At 33.0% G+C, this 16,709-nt stretch carries 12 protein-coding genes and 2 pseudogenes; 3 read left to right on the top strand and 11 right to left on the bottom strand.

Annotation, left to right across the window (positions count from 1 at the left end; translation table 11 throughout):
- Window positions 1-229: 229 nt before the first annotated feature.
- Entirely contained in the window at window positions 230-868 is a 639-nt protein-coding gene (gene lexA, locus CDO51_RS11860; protein WP_089024450.1) for a transcriptional repressor LexA, read from the bottom strand.
- Window positions 869-1,053: 185 nt separating this feature from the next.
- Between lexA and CDO51_RS11855 the strand changes: the two genes are divergently transcribed.
- A complete protein-coding gene (locus tag CDO51_RS11855) occupies window positions 1,054-1,362 on the top strand; it encodes a LysM peptidoglycan-binding domain-containing protein (protein WP_089024449.1) in 309 nt (102 codons plus the stop codon).
- A 741-nt stretch (window positions 1,363-2,103) separates the two neighbouring features.
- On the opposite strand, the gene CDO51_RS11850 is transcribed toward CDO51_RS11855, so the two are convergent.
- From CDO51_RS11850 to CDO51_RS11815, 8 genes and pseudogenes are all read right to left on the bottom strand, one after another.
- A complete protein-coding gene (locus CDO51_RS11850) occupies window positions 2,104-3,039 on the bottom strand; it encodes a glycine betaine ABC transporter substrate-binding protein (protein WP_089024448.1) in 936 nt (311 codons plus the stop codon).
- A gap of 411 nt (window positions 3,040-3,450) precedes the next feature.
- Window positions 3,451-4,878 carry an alanine/glycine:cation symporter family protein gene (locus CDO51_RS11845; protein WP_089024447.1) on the bottom strand — a complete coding sequence of 476 codons (1,428 nt, stop codon included), beginning with the start codon at window positions 4,876-4,878 and terminating at the stop codon, window positions 3,451-3,453.
- Window positions 4,879-4,977: 99 nt separating this feature from the next.
- Window positions 4,978-5,823, bottom strand: a complete 846-nt coding sequence (locus CDO51_RS11840; protein WP_205842255.1) for a response regulator — start codon at window positions 5,821-5,823, stop codon at window positions 4,978-4,980.
- Window positions 5,823-7,091, bottom strand: a complete 1,269-nt coding sequence (locus tag CDO51_RS11835; RefSeq protein ID WP_089024446.1) for a sensor histidine kinase — start codon at window positions 7,089-7,091, stop codon at window positions 5,823-5,825. The genes CDO51_RS11840 and CDO51_RS11835 overlap by 1 nt, the downstream gene beginning before the upstream one ends.
- A 731-nt stretch (window positions 7,092-7,822) precedes the next feature.
- Entirely contained in the window at window positions 7,823-8,581 is a 759-nt protein-coding gene (locus CDO51_RS11830) for a LamB/YcsF family protein (protein WP_089024445.1), read from the bottom strand.
- Window positions 8,582-8,601: 20 nt separating this feature from the next.
- Entirely contained in the window at window positions 8,602-9,645 is a 1,044-nt protein-coding gene (locus tag CDO51_RS11825; RefSeq protein WP_089024444.1) for a 5-oxoprolinase subunit C family protein, read from the bottom strand.
- On the bottom strand, window positions 9,642-10,385 hold the full coding sequence (pxpB, locus tag CDO51_RS11820) for a 5-oxoprolinase subunit PxpB (RefSeq protein WP_089024443.1): 744 nt from the start codon (window positions 10,383-10,385) through the stop codon (window positions 9,642-9,644). Before pxpB ends, CDO51_RS11825 begins: the two co-directional genes overlap by 4 nt.
- 40 nt (window positions 10,386-10,425) lie before the next feature.
- A pseudogene (locus CDO51_RS11815) lies at window positions 10,426-11,645 on the bottom strand (NRAMP family divalent metal transporter).
- 1,014 nt (window positions 11,646-12,659) lie between these two features.
- Here CDO51_RS11815 and CDO51_RS11810 point away from each other — a divergent pair.
- Complete coding sequence (locus tag CDO51_RS11810; RefSeq protein ID WP_089024442.1) at window positions 12,660-13,106, top strand: hypothetical protein; 447 nt, start codon at window positions 12,660-12,662, stop codon at window positions 13,104-13,106.
- Window positions 13,107-13,363: 257 nt separating this feature from the next.
- Here the strand turns inward: CDO51_RS11810 and CDO51_RS14785 are convergent, their stop codons facing one another.
- Entirely contained in the window at window positions 13,364-13,912 is a 549-nt protein-coding gene (locus CDO51_RS14785) for a hypothetical protein (protein ID WP_240503568.1), read from the bottom strand.
- 1,209 nt (window positions 13,913-15,121) lie between these two features.
- Here CDO51_RS14785 and CDO51_RS11795 point away from each other — a divergent pair.
- Window positions 15,122-15,502, top strand: a complete 381-nt coding sequence (locus CDO51_RS11795) for a hypothetical protein (RefSeq protein WP_089024439.1) — start codon at window positions 15,122-15,124, stop codon at window positions 15,500-15,502.
- Window positions 15,503-15,849: 347 nt separating this feature from the next.
- On the opposite strand, the pseudogene CDO51_RS11790 reads toward CDO51_RS11795, so the two are convergent.
- Window positions 15,850-16,221: pseudogene (locus CDO51_RS11790) on the bottom strand (IS66 family transposase); the annotation flags it as partial.
- Between the last annotated feature and the right edge of the window lie 488 nt (window positions 16,222-16,709).

Genomic DNA, 16,709 nt, shown 5'->3' with positions numbered 1-16,709 from the left:
AGCTTTCTCTTCGCCTTTCATATTTGTTTTTAGGTTGTGACATGAAAATTCCCCCTACCTTAGTTAGTTGGGGGAATTATGACACAGTCTTAGTTGTTTTACTATGTGGGGATAGTTTGACGCTCACATTATAAAAAATACACCCCAATCTCTAATGTGGGCTAATCACATGGGAACCCGCCCAAATTAAAGATGGGGTGTATTATTATTTTAATATAAATCAACTACATTATTCAATGTTTCTAAACAAACCTATGACTTTTCCTAAAATTTGTACATCTCGAGTTAAAATAGGACTATATGCTTCATTCTCGGGTTGTAACCTAACATTATTTTTTTCTTTATAAAATCTTTTAACAGTTGCTTCATTATCTAATAGAGCAACAACTATTTCACCATTATTAGCAGTGCTTTGTCTATTAACAATTACAAAATCAGAATCATAGATTCCTGCTTCCATCATACTATCTCCCACAATTTGAAGCATAAAGACATCTTTTCCTCTACCTAAATGTTTAGGAATAGGAAAATGATCCACTACATTCTCTTCAGCTAAAATGGGTTTACCAGCTGTAACTTGACCTACGACTGGAGCATGAATAGTTTCCTCTTCGTTATTTCTCCCAAACACGTTATTATTTTCGTGGTTAATTTCAGAGTTATTTAATACTTCTATTGTTCTTGGCCTAGTAGAGTCTCTTCTAATATATCCTTCTTTTTCTAATGTCGACAGGTGAAGGTGTACAGTTGAAGTAGAACTTAAGCCTACACCTTTACAAATTTCTCGAACTGTTGGCGGGTAGCCTTTATTTTTTATGTAATCTTTTATAAAATTATAAATTTTCATTGGTTTCTTTGATTTACGCATATATTACACCCCTTATAAATATACATATAAAAAGTACAAGCTTACCTAAATTGATAATATTTTATTTAAGTATATCATCCCAATAGAAGCGAGTCAAAACAAATGTTCTAGTAGACCATTTGTTTTGCGAACATTTGTTTGGCATAATTTTAAAAAGAACACCAGTTCGGAAGGGGCGTAATATTATGAGTAGAAGTAAGAAACTACAAATAAAATGGAATAAGTTAATTATTATAGCATTAATGATAACGATGAGTGCATTCTTAGTACATACAACATTAGTATCTGCCAAGGGTTCAGATAATGAACATGAAAAAAAGCAAACCGAGTGGAACAAACAAGTGGTACTTGAAGGTCAAACTTTATGGGATATAACGATTGATAAATTACCAGATAATACAGATCCTAGAGCTTATTTAGAAGAAATAAAAGAAGTAAATAATATTGAAGCTTCTAAATTAAAACCAGGTCAAGTAATAAAAATACCAAAGTAAACATAACATCATATTATGTTAATCTAAAAATGGCTTGATTATCAAATATCAGGTCATTTCTTAATACTTAACAACGTCCGATAATAAATCTTATGTAAACTAAGAAAATTTAAAGGGAGATGCAATGTGATTTCGAATAAGAATTATAATTACATTGCAATAGAATGATTATGTAACGCAAGATACATTTCAATTTGACTCCCTCCCCACACCTGGAAAAAAATTATTTTCTAATTAATCTAATTAAGCTGATAAGCTGGTCAATGAAATTATTGATCATTACATTTTCAATTATTTATATTGTATTTTTCTTTCGATTGAATTTTAACCTTGTATACTTAAAATCAGTTTTTCTTGTCTAGATCTGATCAATTATTAATTTTACTAAAAAAATTTGATTATTATTTTGAATTTTAAGGTATTTGAATTTGGATTTATATTATAACGCATCTGAGCCCCTTTATTTAGAATAAAGTATAATTCATCCATGTTATACCCCTCTGAAGAAAATAACCAGACCTTCACGGCCAAATGTGAAAGTCGAAATTCTAGGGGTTATAGAATATTTTTGTAGATGGATTTTTCGGATTTAATAGAAACACGATCACAAATTAACTATAATATTTAATTTTAAATTGTTGAACTTTTATAAAATAGTCCACATGTCGAGATATTAATAACCCGCAGGGAACATATACTTTTCTCCCGCGGGTTTATTTTTCTTAGACATCAATCTATAATCTATTGCATTTCAGTAATACAGTCAATATCGACATAATCTGGAACTACAACACCAATTTTGCCACCCTCATATATTGGTCCGTGATCTACAAGCCTATCTCCGTATTCTTCCCAGTAATTTGCCTGGGTCAGTGGAAGCCAAGCATGGACCATTAGATCGCCTTCACCATCGGAAAGAGTTTGATAAAGTGGTCCCACTTCTACCATTTGCTTGTTAACTTGATAGTTCATTTTATCCCTTAAGATATGTGTGACAAGGTTCGTTTTAGCCCGTGCACATACCCAGTTATTATATAGAAGCTTAATTTCTTCACCATTCCCATCTGCATCTCCAGGTATCCATTCATTAATTAGGTCTTGGTTATCTTCGGCCCATTGCACCGCTGCTTCCATGTCATCACCTTTTTTCTCAACTAATTTCATTAGACTTCCCAGCTGTTCATCATTAATATAAAAATTATCAATTAACTTTTTGACTTCCGGGAAGTCATTTTCAAACCCAAGCCTAGATAGAGCACGAATATCTTCAGCTTCGCCATAGATTTGCTTTGGATCATCAAGAAATTTTAGATCCATCTCTGCCCATTTCCAGTGGGGTGTCCATCCCAATACAGCAATCCATTCATCTCGTCCTACTGCTCTTTCCAGAGCAGCTATCATTGCAGGTTCACTTGACTCAATCAATTCATAATCATCTAGCCCGTATTCAGGGATTAAAACATCACTTGCGGTTTCCATCATTCCAGCCCCGGGATCGATTCCTACTAATTCGTTTCCGAATTTTTGAGATATATCTTCTACTTCTTCCTCTAATAGATTCTCTTCATCAACAGCTTCTTCCTCGTCATCTACACAGCCTGTAATAAAAGTGAACATAATTAACATCCCCAAGATCATAATTGATGCTGTCAAATTTCTTTGTTTCAAACCATACATATTAATTTGTCCCCTCCTCAAGAATTTAGATATATGTATTCATTTAGTATTTAAGTTGATTATTAGAATACAGTTATTAGTTTACTACATCAAAAGATATTTCAAAAGTCTGATTATTACGCCTTAGCATGGATTTTAAAGAATAGCACTATATCTGATTGAATTATACAATTATCACTTAAGATAGGTAAGATTTCCAAGCTTTTAAGATGTTGTCAGAGGGTGACACCTTAGAAATAACCCGTAATTAAATGAACATGTAGTCCTATTATTAAAGTAATTCCTTACGGGGAAAAAAATATTACAATATTTCTGAGCTAAATATAAAACCAACCGAAACAAAAAGTCAGTATAAAAAGCCAGTGGTATCAATAATATCAATAATTAACCACTGGCTTTTACTATTAAAATTTAGTTACTATCTTCTAAAGGTTTTTCAAAAGTTCCACCTATTATGTCTTTTTCAGTTTCAGCCTTCTTATCATATCGTTTTACCATAGAAAAAACTAAAGGGCTAAGTCCAATAAGTCCTATTAAGTTGGGGATAGCCATTAATCCATTGAATATATCTGACAGTCCCCAAACTATTTTTAAAGGTATCACAGCGCCTACAAAAGTAAGGCATATCCAAACCCATTTATAAACTTTAACTGCAGATAATCCAGCGATATATTCAAAACATTTTGAACCATAGTAATACCAACCAAGAATAGTAGAAAAAGCGAAGAAAACGAGTCCAAAAGATACAATATATCCACCAATACCAGGTAAAAGAGAATCAAAGGCAACCGTTGTTAAAGGGGCCCCTTGTAAACCATTTTCTATTTCCATTGCTCCTGCTTCTGTCATACTCACCTGAGGAGCGATCAATATTACCAACGCAGTCATTGTACAAACAACTATTGTAGCTATAAAAGTACTTAGAGAAGCAGTAATCCCTTCTGATACCGGATCATCATTTTTTGAGGCTGCATGTGCAATAGGAGCACTTCCAAGCCCAGCTTCATTTGAAAAGACGCCACGTGCAATTCCATACCTAATAACAGTTCCAAAAATACCACCACCAACAGCTTGGCCAGAAAAAGCGTTATTGAAAATTAGTGCAAAAACCTCCGGCACTAAATGAATATTACTAATAATAGCTACTAGGGCTCCTAAAATATATAATATAGCCATAGTAGGTACCATTTTTTCAGTAACCTTACCAATATTTTTGATTCCACCAACAATAACGACCCCTGTTAATACAGCAACTATTGCGCCAGAAACCCATGTATTGACCCCTAAAGTGGTCTCTAATGACTGGGATACTGAATTTGCTTGAGCCATATTGCCTGTACCCATAGAAGCTATGAAACCAAAAAAGGCAAAGGCAGAACCTAACCAAGCTGCGTTAATCCCGTATTGTTCTTGGATACCATTTTTTATATAATACATTGGTCCACCTGATTGTTCTCCTTTTTCATTTGTAACTCTGTACTTTACAGCTAATAGTGCTTCTGCAAATCTAGTAGCTCCACCAACGGCACCACTAACCCACATCCAAAAAACCGCTCCTGGTCCTCCAAAACCAATAGCCGTGGAAACTCCCACTATATTTCCAGTACCAATAGTAGCGGCTAAAGAAGTCATAAGAGCTTGAAATGAACTGATATCTCCTTCTTCACTTTCCTCTTTACTAAATAAGGAAGTAATAGCAGTTACTATCTTTCTAAAATGAATAAATCGAGTTCCAATACTAAAATAAATACCCACACCAACAATCAATACAATTGTTACAGGTCCCCATGCCAAGTCAACACCTTGTTCCACCAAACTTTGGAACAAATTGAAGTCCATGTTTACCCTCCTTTAGTAAGCTTGTTAGATTTACTCTAAAACATGGACTTCAAAATACTACAGATGACTACACAATAAAAATAAATTTTTTTAAAATTTTTATTTGTCTTTATTTTCACAAAATACAGTCAATCCGGTTAAAAATTTTTTTACACTTATAGATCCATCTTCAGAGGACTTATTACGAATATAATCCATTTTTTTCTTAACTTGTTCAAAGTGAAATAAAGTACTAGAATATTCTATAAAAATTTCATTCATGAAATCTTCAATCCCTAGATTGGCAATGTTAGACATAGCTACAGAGATAGTTCTCCTGATTCGTTGTTCCATAGATTTAGGATTATCAGTAAAGTTTTTAAAAAGTTCTTTTAAGGTTACATTCATTAAATCGATGTTATGTTCTAATACATAATTGCAAATGTCTATAATCTCTTTGCTTCCCTTTTCTCCCATAACACCTAATTTTATCAAAATATCTTTTATTTCCTTAGCACTGTTGTTTTGTTGTTCTACGGAAAAATTAGATTGATTATCTAAAAATAAAGATTGTATTTTTTCCATTGTTCTATTTACCTTAATTCTTTCTTGGACCTTTAAAATAATATTTTCGACTTCCAAAGCGTTAATGGGTTTATGAATATAATATTCGACACCATATTGATAAGCCTTTCCCACCATATCTTTAGAAGCAACTTGTGATATCATAACAAATTCAATAGTAGAATTGGTCTTTTTAAGCTCTTTAACAATAGAGAGCCCATCCTTTCCTGGCATCAATATATCAATTAATACCAATTCAGGTTCGGTTTGTAGAATATTTTGATACCCTTCTGTGCCATCTGTACTGTAGCTAACAACAGTTCCTAGGTTACAATCATTGATGATCTTTTTTAATATCCGCACTACATAAATGTCATCATCCAATATACATATTTTCATCATCACTCTACCTCCAACTTATGTATTGGAATTAATATTTCAAAACATGTTCCTTCATTTTCACGAGAATTAACGTTAATCTGACCTTCGAATTGTTCTTCTATGAGACTTTTAACAAGACTTAAACCCAACCCTCTATTAACTTCTCCAGTATAATAATTTATTTTAGATGAATAACCGGGATTGAAAATGTGAGGCAAGTCTTCTTGAGAAATTCCACATCCATTATCTTTAACAATAAAAGAATGTTTTTCTCGCTTAACTTGATGTATTAAAGTAATTGTCCCATTCGAACTAATAGATTCAATTGAATTCATTATTAAATTTCTTAAGATAGATAATAAAATAAAGTGTTTATCAGTATTGAAATCTTCTCCTGATTTAAATTCTAAGTCGATGTTCTTTGCAACAGCTTGACATTGAAACTTTAAGCTTTCTTGAAGTATCTTTGTTAACTCTTTAAAAGACATCTGTTCAGTAGAAATCCTATCATCTAATATAGTTTCAAGCCCTTGTACCACTAAACCGTAGTCTTTTTTAATTTCATGAATATCTTTTGCTATTTTCAGAACTTCTTCTTTAAACTCACTATTCTTTTCTTCGGAAATATTTAATGATAGTTGATAAACATTTGACATTACTCTTTCGATGTTATCCATATTTTTTTCTAACCAGTACACTTCTGTTTTAAGTCTTGAAATAAATAAAAGTAATTTTTTATATCTTTCTTCATGCTCTTCTTTGATTAAAAACATTCGATAATATTTTAGAAAGACAATTATAATAAAAGCAATTACTGCCCTGCTAATAGCTGCTGTTAAAATCCCTTGAAATATAAAAATATCACCTCTAAAAATATCATTTCCAAGGCGAATATAGATTTCTAAAGTATTCCCTAAAAAATCAGTACAAAAAATAAGAAAAAAGAAATTAGTTAATGAATAAGATCCTTTATTATATTTATAGACCAAAAAAACAAAGCCGTAAAATATATAAAACAAAGCTTCGGGAATAACAGCAACAATGCCTTGTCCAACTAAAGTTCTTACTATAAAAAAAGCTACCCCTGAAGAAAATCCAAATGCTAGTGGGTTTAACTCATCATAAATGTATAAAAAAACTGGAAAAAATACAGCAGCAAAAGAAAATTTGAAATCAGATATATAAAAATTCATATAAAGTTGAGAAAATAAGACAATTACTAGTGTTGCAAAAATAAATTTTGTTCGTTTATCCATAGAACCACCTTTATCCATATACACTGCTGACATTTAAATATTACTCCTACCTTATAAAGGTAGGTCAAATAGGCGCGACAGATTAATCAGTCACAGACGGTCACATTAAAATCATACATGAAGGATATAGGGGCTAGACAGATGAGTTCAGTAGCCATTGTATCAAGAATCAATTCTGCTTCGTCACTATTATAAGTGAATGTAGCTTGTACCACTAAAGAACTTTCATTTCTGTAAATAATGTGAGATTGTTACAAAAAAAGTGTATTTTTTACCATTAGCAAGTTAAATCTTTTAACTATATTCCTACTAAAGTAGGAAGTTCTAAATTATTTAAATAATTTCATATTATATATTTCGAATTTTTTTAACAGATTCCTTCCAAAAATCACTAGCTTTTTAATGGTCTTTGTTTACATGAGTAATCAACTATTCTTTTTATTAGAAAAATTTAAATAATTAAAGAGCATATTTGTTTTGACATATTATCTAAAATTTTTTTACATTTGTAAAAAAAATAAACACACCATATCAGTACTAATGTTAATTTCTATCTAAATATAAAATTAGCTTACGAGATAAACTGATACAATATAAGGAGCTGATTACTATGAATAAATTTAATAACTGTACTAACAAAAAGGAGCATCCCAAAAATATAGTTCAAATTTTTGGGATGCTTCCCTTACTTGTAATATTTAATTAGAACAAGAAAGGACTGTAATTTCAAAAGTTTTTACTTTTGAGACTGCCCCATAAGAATATTAAGACCCCATTGTATGAATTTGAATATTTTCGTATTTCAAGGCCTTTCTGATTTGTCTCACAAATTCAATGGCTTCAGGATTATCACCGTGAACACAAATGCTATCAGCTTGAATATCAATATCCTCCCCATTGCTAGCTTCAATCTTACCTTCTTTAATCATTCTAACAACCCGTAGGATAGCTACTTCAGGATCGTGAAGTATTGCCTCTGGATTTTTTCGAGACATTAAACTGCCATCTGGATTATAGTTTCGATCAGCAAAAACTTCTTCACATACCGTGAGACCATATTTTTTACCAGCTTTCACGAGTTCAGAATTAGCTAGGCCTAAAAATATCACTCCTGGTGCCACTGCACTTACTCCTTTAGCAATCGCTTCGGCAAGTTCTTGATCTTTGCCAGCTGTATTATAAAGGGCACCGTGAGCTTTGACATGGTTTATTTGTGCACCTTTGGCTTCTGCAAAAGCTTTTAAGGCCCCTACTTGGTACATCACAAGGTTTTTGATTTCATGGGGTCCTAAGTCCATTTTTCTCCGACCGAATCCTTGCAAATCTGGATAGCCAGGATGAACTCCAATGCCAACCCCATTAGCAATGGCTAAATCTACAGTTTTCTCCATAACCATGTAATCTCCAGCGTGAAAGCCACAAGCAATGTTAGCAGAAGTGATCTCCTTCATAACTTCTTCATCAAGCCCCAATTTATAGATACCAAAGCTTTCTCCCACATCAGAATTTAAATCAATGCGCATACTTACCCCTCCTCCCTAATCTACTTTGAAAGCTCTTCTACTCTTACATGATACGCTTTCCCATTAATCCTCAAACTTAACTCATGCCTTAGGGCAAAGCTATCATCATTCTCAGATATAAGCTCATAGATTCGCTTAATAGCTGTTTCTTCTTCCTTTAAAATTCCCGTTGCTTCTTCTTGGGTGATACTTTCAAAGGTTACTTTATCTCCGGGCTTACCTTGACCAATTCTTTTTAGATCCGTACTAATTACTGTGGCAATTTTAGTATACCCTCCCGTTGTTTGGCGGTCATTCAACATGACAATGGGGAAACCGTGGCCTGGAACCTGAACCGCACCAATAGGAATACCATCAGAAATAATATCAGCCCCATCTTGGTGTTCAATTTTAGGACCTTCTAAACGATAACCCATCCGATCAGCTTCATTTGTCACATTATATTCAGAACTTAATAAGGTTTCAATTCCAGCTTCAGTAAAATGATCCTCTTGAGGACCCGACACAACTCTAAGAGAAATCTTACTATCATAGCTTGGAATCAAGGTCTTTGGAACCTGTAATCCATTTCTTTCTGTTGGTAGAACTTCAAGCTTTTTTGTTTTTAAAAAATCTTCTTTTTGGAGGGAACGTCCTTCAAAACCACCTATAGCAGCACGAGTATAGGTAGATTTGCTCTCCATAATTTCTGGTACTAATATACCACCTGCTACTGTCAAATAACCACGACACCCTGTTCTAAGGCCACTAAAGGTTAACACATCTCCTGCTTTGACATATATCGCTTCCCAGCTAGGGCAAAAGACACCATTTAGTTTGGCACCCAAATCAGCCCCGGTAATTGCAATCATGGTATCTTTTAAAAATTCTAGCTTAGGGCCCATAATCGTCATCTCAAGTCCAGCAGTATTGTCTGGGTTATTTAATAAAGCATTTCCAACCCGCAAAGCATAACTATCTACTGCCCCAGCCACAGGCATTCCATATGCTTGATAACCATAGCGTCCTAAGTCTTGAACTGTTGTAAACATGCCCGGGTGAATGACTTTAATAGTATCTATCATGAAGCCTCACTCCCTTGGTGAGGTGCTTTTTGTACCTGATAGATTCCTTCTTCTACTTCCTTTAAGATCTTATGATATTCTTCTTCATTAATGGAATGGAATTGAATATAATTACCAGCAGCTAGTAACATAGGAGGATTTCTATCGGGGTTATATAATTTTAATGGTGTGCGCCCTATAATTTGCCAACCCCCTGGACTTTCTATTGGATAAACCCCTGTTTGTTTACCTGCAATTCCTACAGATCCCCCAGGTATCTTAGTTCGTGGTGATTCAAGCCTAGGAGTAGCAATACTTATATCCATACCGCCAAGGTAAGGAAAACCTGGGAGAAAGCCCATCATATAAATTAAATAAGCGGTACTATGATGGCGCTTAATAACAGTCTCTTTACTTAATCCATTATATGTTGCCACGTGATCTAAATCTGGGCCAAATTCTCCACCATAGCAAACAGGAATGGTGGTTATATAAGCGCTACTATAATTTGTTTCTCCTTCAGTTTCTAATAGATTTTGTAATTCTTCTTTTAATGTATTTACTTTAATAGTCAAGGGATCAAAATATATCAGCACAGATCTATACGTAGGAACTAATTCTAAAACACCTTTAATTTGGGAATTATTTAATTTTGTTACAAATTCACGAATAGCAGCATTAATCTCTGGAGCAATGGAATTACCAAATTCTACTACCAATGCACTATCCCCTGCAGCTAAAAATCTGGGCTTTTCGTACATACCTGTCACCCCTCCTCTCTCAATCTAAAGGTAGTTAGGGTTAACCTGCAAATAAGTCTAAGATACCAGTTAAAGAATTTGCCCCCGCAATAGTTGAAAGTACGACAATGATAATACCAAAAACAAATAACCATTTAGGATGATGATAATCACCTACAACATCTTTCCTCCTAGCTGCAAGTAAGACACTTCCAAGAGTGACCGGTAAAATAAGGCCATTTAATGAACCTGCTAAAATTAAAAGAGTTACTGGCTCACCAATGGTTACAAAAACTAAAGTAGATGCTAAAATAAATCCGATAATCCAATAAGGACGATTCTGGGCGATTTTTTCATGTAAGCTTGTTAAAAAGGATACAGATGTGTAAGAAGCACCAACGGCCGACGTAATTCCAGCTGCCCAAAGAACTACCCGAACATTTTGTAACCTATATTGCCTGCCCCTAGTTGAAAAGCAGAAGCTGGCGGATTAGAAGGATCTAATTGCATACCCGCATTTACAACTCCTAAAACAGCTAAAAACAAGAATATCCTTACTAAAGACGCAATCCCCACACTTCTAAGGGCACTCTTATCTACATCAGCTACATTTTCTTTCCCAATAAGACCTGCATCTAATAATCTATTGCCGCCAGCAAAAACGATGTAACCACCAACGGTTCCTCCAATTAATGTCACAATAGGAAAGAAAGGTATTTGTGTAGGTGCAACTGTTCTTAAAGCAGCTTCACCTACAGGGGGACCTGAAGTAACAGCCACATACACAATCACAATTAAAATGGCACCACCGAGAATTTTAGTAAATTTGTCCAGTGCTTTCCCCATTTCTTTAGATAAAAAGATACCGCAACCAATTAGAGCCGAGACAACAACTCCAAGTCTTACATCCACGCCAAATAACACATTAAAACCCATACCAGCTCCGGCCAAATTACCAATATTAAAGGCAAAGCCGCCAAGAGCAATTAAAATAGATACAAATACACCTAAGCCCGGAAAAACTTTCGTGGCCAAATCTTGGGCTCGCATTCCCGAAACACTCATGATGCGCCATACATTTAACTGTGTTCCTATATGAATCAAGATAATACTAGCAATAACAAAAGCAAAATCTGCACCTAAGTCTTCAGTAAAAACTGCAGTTTGTGTTAAAAATCCTGGTCCCACTGCTGAAGTAGCAGTTAAAAAGGCAGCTCCTAGTAATGCACCAGCTCTTACCTTCTTTTGGGCTTGTTCTTCTGGAGTTAATGTCTTAGTCATAAGTTAACCTCCTTTTTCCTGAGTTTTTTACTTAAAAAATGAAATTTCAGTCTAAATCATCCCCCCTTCTCATAGTTGTACAGTTTTGTATTAAAGAATTAAAATAACCCTATAGTCAAATTCATTTATATGTATATGCAATGCTGTACCCCAAAAACATACTTTTTTAAAATTTTTAAAAACTTACTCTATTCTGAATCTTAAATATTTTACTGCTCTTTAGTTTTTTTAAAAATTTGGATCAAACTATCCTCAAAATAAAAAAACAGTTCGTTTCCGAACTGTTTTCCAGTGCGAAAACGAACTGTTTTTGGAGCTGTTGATTATGTTGTTCAAATTGATGACATATCAATACTTAATTCTAAGAACTAGAGAAGCAAAAGTAAAATTTAGGTTACATAGTTTATCATATAAAAAAGGTAATCAGAACCTTATCTTGCTCACACTCTTTTATAGATAAGAAAGAGAATATGTAGAAAAAACTATGGCCAATTCTAAATAACCCAAAAGTTTAAATTAATATTAAACAAGAATACGATAACAAAATTACCTGGTATAAGATTACAAACCAATCGAAACAGAAGAAAAATATAAATTGAAAATAAAATGATTAGATAGTTTTGTTGACCAGCTTTATCAGCTCAACTTAAATTTTGTTTCCATTGAGGGAGGGAGTCAGTGTTTGTCAAGTAAGCTGTCGTAGATTAAGATTCATAGATTTAGAATAAGAAAAACTGCTTATTAACTCCAATTTATTAATTTCGTATATGAGCCTTTTATCTAAAATCCAGTAAAATTAGGCCTATACCCCTCTGAAAAATATAAATCACTTTACGGGCAAATATGAAGGGCGAATTTGTGGGTTTTGTACAAAATACTTTACCCGAGTTATTAAATTAAAATAAATTCGAAGCATCATTTAAAGTGCCTGTTATGTTTATCTTATATTCAAATAACTATATGTTCATACTATTAAAAGATAGCTTAATTACCTTTTAAGGGGGAGAGACATTCATGCATGATAGGTTTTATTATGGTTTTATATCAGGGATATTAGCTGGTATTTTTCCATTAATTATAAATTTGGGCAGTCTTTTAGTAAACTTGACAACTCTAATTTGGTCAGATTTTATGTCAGTATATATTATAGGAAGAACGCCTGAAGGTATGTTGGAAACACTGTTTTTTATTGTCGTACAATTTGTATTCTTAGGGGTAGTTGGTATATTATTTAATTTTTTATTACCCCATATTTTAAGTGAGCGTATTGCTTTAAAGGGGTTTGTATATGGTATAGTAGTATGGTTTGTTTTATTTACTATGCCTACCCTTCTCGGGATTCCTAAGCTTGAAGAACTTCCAATAAAAACTGCAATAACCCACCTTTTTAGTGCAGGTGCTTGGGGCATTGCGCTGGCCTTAATTTTGAATAAAATAAACGACAAAGTCTCCAAACTTTAATAATTAACAAAGCTATAGATCATAACTCTTATCTCCACACTGTTACGGAAATGAATCGGGAAACATTATTTTAAGTTATTATCAATATGACTAGATTATTAATAGCAGGCTGAATCAAGCCATAATAAATCCTCTAAAAAATTAGAGAGCCCTTCGGGTAAATATGAAGGGCAAAATTTCGGAGCTTAAAAAAGTATTTATATCTTCATGAGTTGTTATAGGAATAGATTATTAACAACTGATGATAAGCTTTTTCATCAACTTATTTCCCCTTTATGCTCGGTAAGCTCCCAAAGCTGAGAAATGCTGAATTTCTGTAGTTTGTTAGTCCATTTGTTATAGTTTTCTGAGTACTCGGGAGTATTTAATGCTTTTTCACTAGATTCAATAAGTTCATTATAAGCTTCGGTTGGTAGACTAGAATATCTAATAGTTTTTATTTCTGTATTAGAACTATCTACTAGCATAGTTACTATCATGCTTGATCTTTTAATTATTTGTAACGGGTGTTTAACTTTACTTAGATATACGTTCGGATCAAAAAAAGTTTCAAATGTCAAATTCTTTGAAACTTGAAACATAGGTAACAAATAATTGTGATCATTTAAAAAACCTATTTTAATTTTATTTTCTTTTACCTTTTCGATTTCTTCATCTGTTGGTTTTTCTAATGAAATAATAAGCATAAATCCACCAGATAAACCTATCAGCTCAAAAACTGCTCCATCATTAAACACTAAATTTTGTTCTAATCCACCTAAATTAAGTTTTTCGCCTACTGATAAATTAAGTAGTTCGTCTTCCACAAAAATACCTCCTAAAATTTAAACTATTACAATCACATATTTAAATGCTTTGACCCTTATAATATATTCTAGGTAACTTATCAATATCCTTTTTTGGATATTAGATCTGGACATTTAATTTCTATTATTTTAACTAAAACATTTCATTCCTCGTGACTGTAATTATCGAGATATCTATTTAGACCTATTCATAGCATCTGTGATAAAATTCAGGTTATTGAGTATTTGTGTTATCTGTGTTTTATGTTTACGTACAATCTTTTATTATTTGGGTGTGTATGAGCTTTTAGGTATCTCCTCATATAAGTTAGTTGCATTAGTAATAAAGAAAAAGTAGCCTTAACTATTCACTTATTATCCTGTTAATCCTGCCTCTTGTCATTCGTATATAAAATTACCACTAAGTGTTTGCACAAAAGAGCAATCTAAGCTTCTTTTAAGTCGCATAAGATTTGAATCTCCCCACCTACTCTCTGCCAGTAAACTTCATGCAAATAGAAAGTCGCTTTCCAAGAAAATTCGTTTGAGTTATTAACCATCACTTCATTTACACGGTCGCAGGCATTCCTTCTAATATATAGTCATTTAAAGTATTGAATAAATCTTCAGGCGTGTTAACAACATCTTTATAATCTTCAGCCGCAGTTTTTCCTTGTTTTTTAAAAATATTACTTAGTTCATGTTTACTAAGTATATATTTATTTAGAACTGTGGTTATTAATGCCGCTTAGCGTAGCTCCGCGTTTTTAATCCTTTCCTATTTGTTATATAGCCAATAATGTAACTTCCCTAGAAATAAACTTATTATTTAGTCCTCCCAATTCATTTTATTTTAGGTTATTTTTAGTATAACCATTTTTAAAGGTGATACGAAAATAAATATATTATTTAAGTCATTGTATGTAAAGAGATTATTTAGATATAATTATTTGAGTTCTATCATGCTCCATAATCTATTCTCTTTATAAACATGATGATCTACTAAAACATTTTAATATTTTAACCCTTATTACTCTCCCTTGTCCCGTAATCTTTCTATATCCGCGTTTCTGTATAATGTTTAAATATCATTAGTAATAACTAATATCTGGCTCATACTTTTTAAATCATCATGGGTATTTGTGTCGTCAGTAATATCCGCTACAAATTAACACAAGATAGTTCTCATCATATAGTGAATTACAAACCGTTGGAAAGGAGGTATTAGACATGGCCATTTTACAAGGCTGTTCACCAGGGTTCTGGCGAAGCAATCTAGATGACTGGACTCCTACGAATAAGACTCCAGACGACACTATTTTTGAAACTTTTGAAGTGCAAGAAGATGATATCCCCTTTACTCCTAGTGATGCAACATTAATCCAAGGTTTACAAGTAGGTTTAGCTAACCCCATTTTACCAATTGCATGGAGAGGGTTTGTAAGGCAAGCAGTTGCAGCCATATTAAACGCACAACACCCAGAAGTAAACTATCCACTTACTGAAGCGCAAGTTAGACAAAGATTCCAAGATGTTATAGATGGTACTAGAGAAAGAGAAGAAGTAGAAGAAGAATTCGCAGCGTTTAATGATTTAGGTTGCCCACTATAATTTAGTATCAGAGAGTGCAGCATATTGCTGCACTCTCTCTTTTCTTTACTACTAACCTAGAATACCATTTCAAATATTCAACTCAACTAATGATAGCTCAAGACACAGTAAAGGAGGTACTAGATATTCCCTCAGTTCTAATGACAAAACAATAAAGTTTAATTATGGAGTTGCTGTTAATAGAAAATTAAGGAAAATCTGTGATAATAAGAAAGAAACTAAAAAACACTTGTCTAAAGCAGGAGTCCCCGTGCCGTAAGCGTCAAATAGCACCCACATTTCCTTAATAAAAAACTCCCATCTCATTTTAAATAATAAGTGGGAGTGTCTGTTATAACTGACTTTTGCTATTTGCTTTGAGTTTTTTGCAGCTTACAGTTTCCTGGTAGATATTCTGACCAAGGTAAAAATTTATCTAATTTTTCTTGGTCGTTGATGTCAATCTGAGGTAAATTTTCAAATAAGAACTGTAAATAATTAAATGGATTAAGTTCATTTTCTTTGGCTGTTTCAATAATGCTATAAATTAAAGCGCTAGAGTTAGCTCCTTTAGGTGTATTAGCGAACATCCAGTTCTTTCTACCTATGACAAAGGGCTTTATAGACCTTTCAGCTCTGTTGTTATCTAACTCTAAGTCGCCATCTTCTAAAAATGTATTTAGTTTTTTCCACTGATTTAAGCAGTAAGAGATAGCTTTTCCAAATGCACTTTTAGGTAAAGCTATAGATTTACCTATAGTCAACAAGTAATGAGTAACTTTGATGAAATTTAGGTATGCTGTTTATTTCCCCCCCCTGTAATTAGAGATGAACCGAGTAAAATTATGATTAAAATAGTAACAGCTGTTACTATTTTGAATCTCATATTTAGCTCCTTTCCTAGTCCTTTAAATTTGCATTTATTATACTAGGACTTAAGCTAGGGTTCTAGCTGTAATAATTGCCAAAGTAGACGAGTTCTTTTACAATTTCCCATAATTTTTTAATAATTGTTTTGTACTTAAATATTATAATTATAATCACTAAACTTTAAAATATACAAAGAAAGAGGGTATAGAATAATGAATAAGGTAAATAAACGTAAGCGTCAAATAGCACCCACATTGATTTAATAAAAAACTCCCATCTCATTAAATAAATAAGTGGGAGTGACTGTTATAATCAGTTTTTGCTATTTGCTTTGAGTTTTTTGCAACTTGCAGTTTTC

This window comes from Natranaerobius trueperi, assembly GCF_002216005.1.
GTDB lineage: Bacteria > Bacillota > Natranaerobiia > Natranaerobiales > Natranaerobiaceae > Natranaerobius_A > Natranaerobius_A trueperi.
Note: the sequence above shows the minus strand (reverse complement) of the source record. Positions and strands in the feature narration are given on the sequence as shown.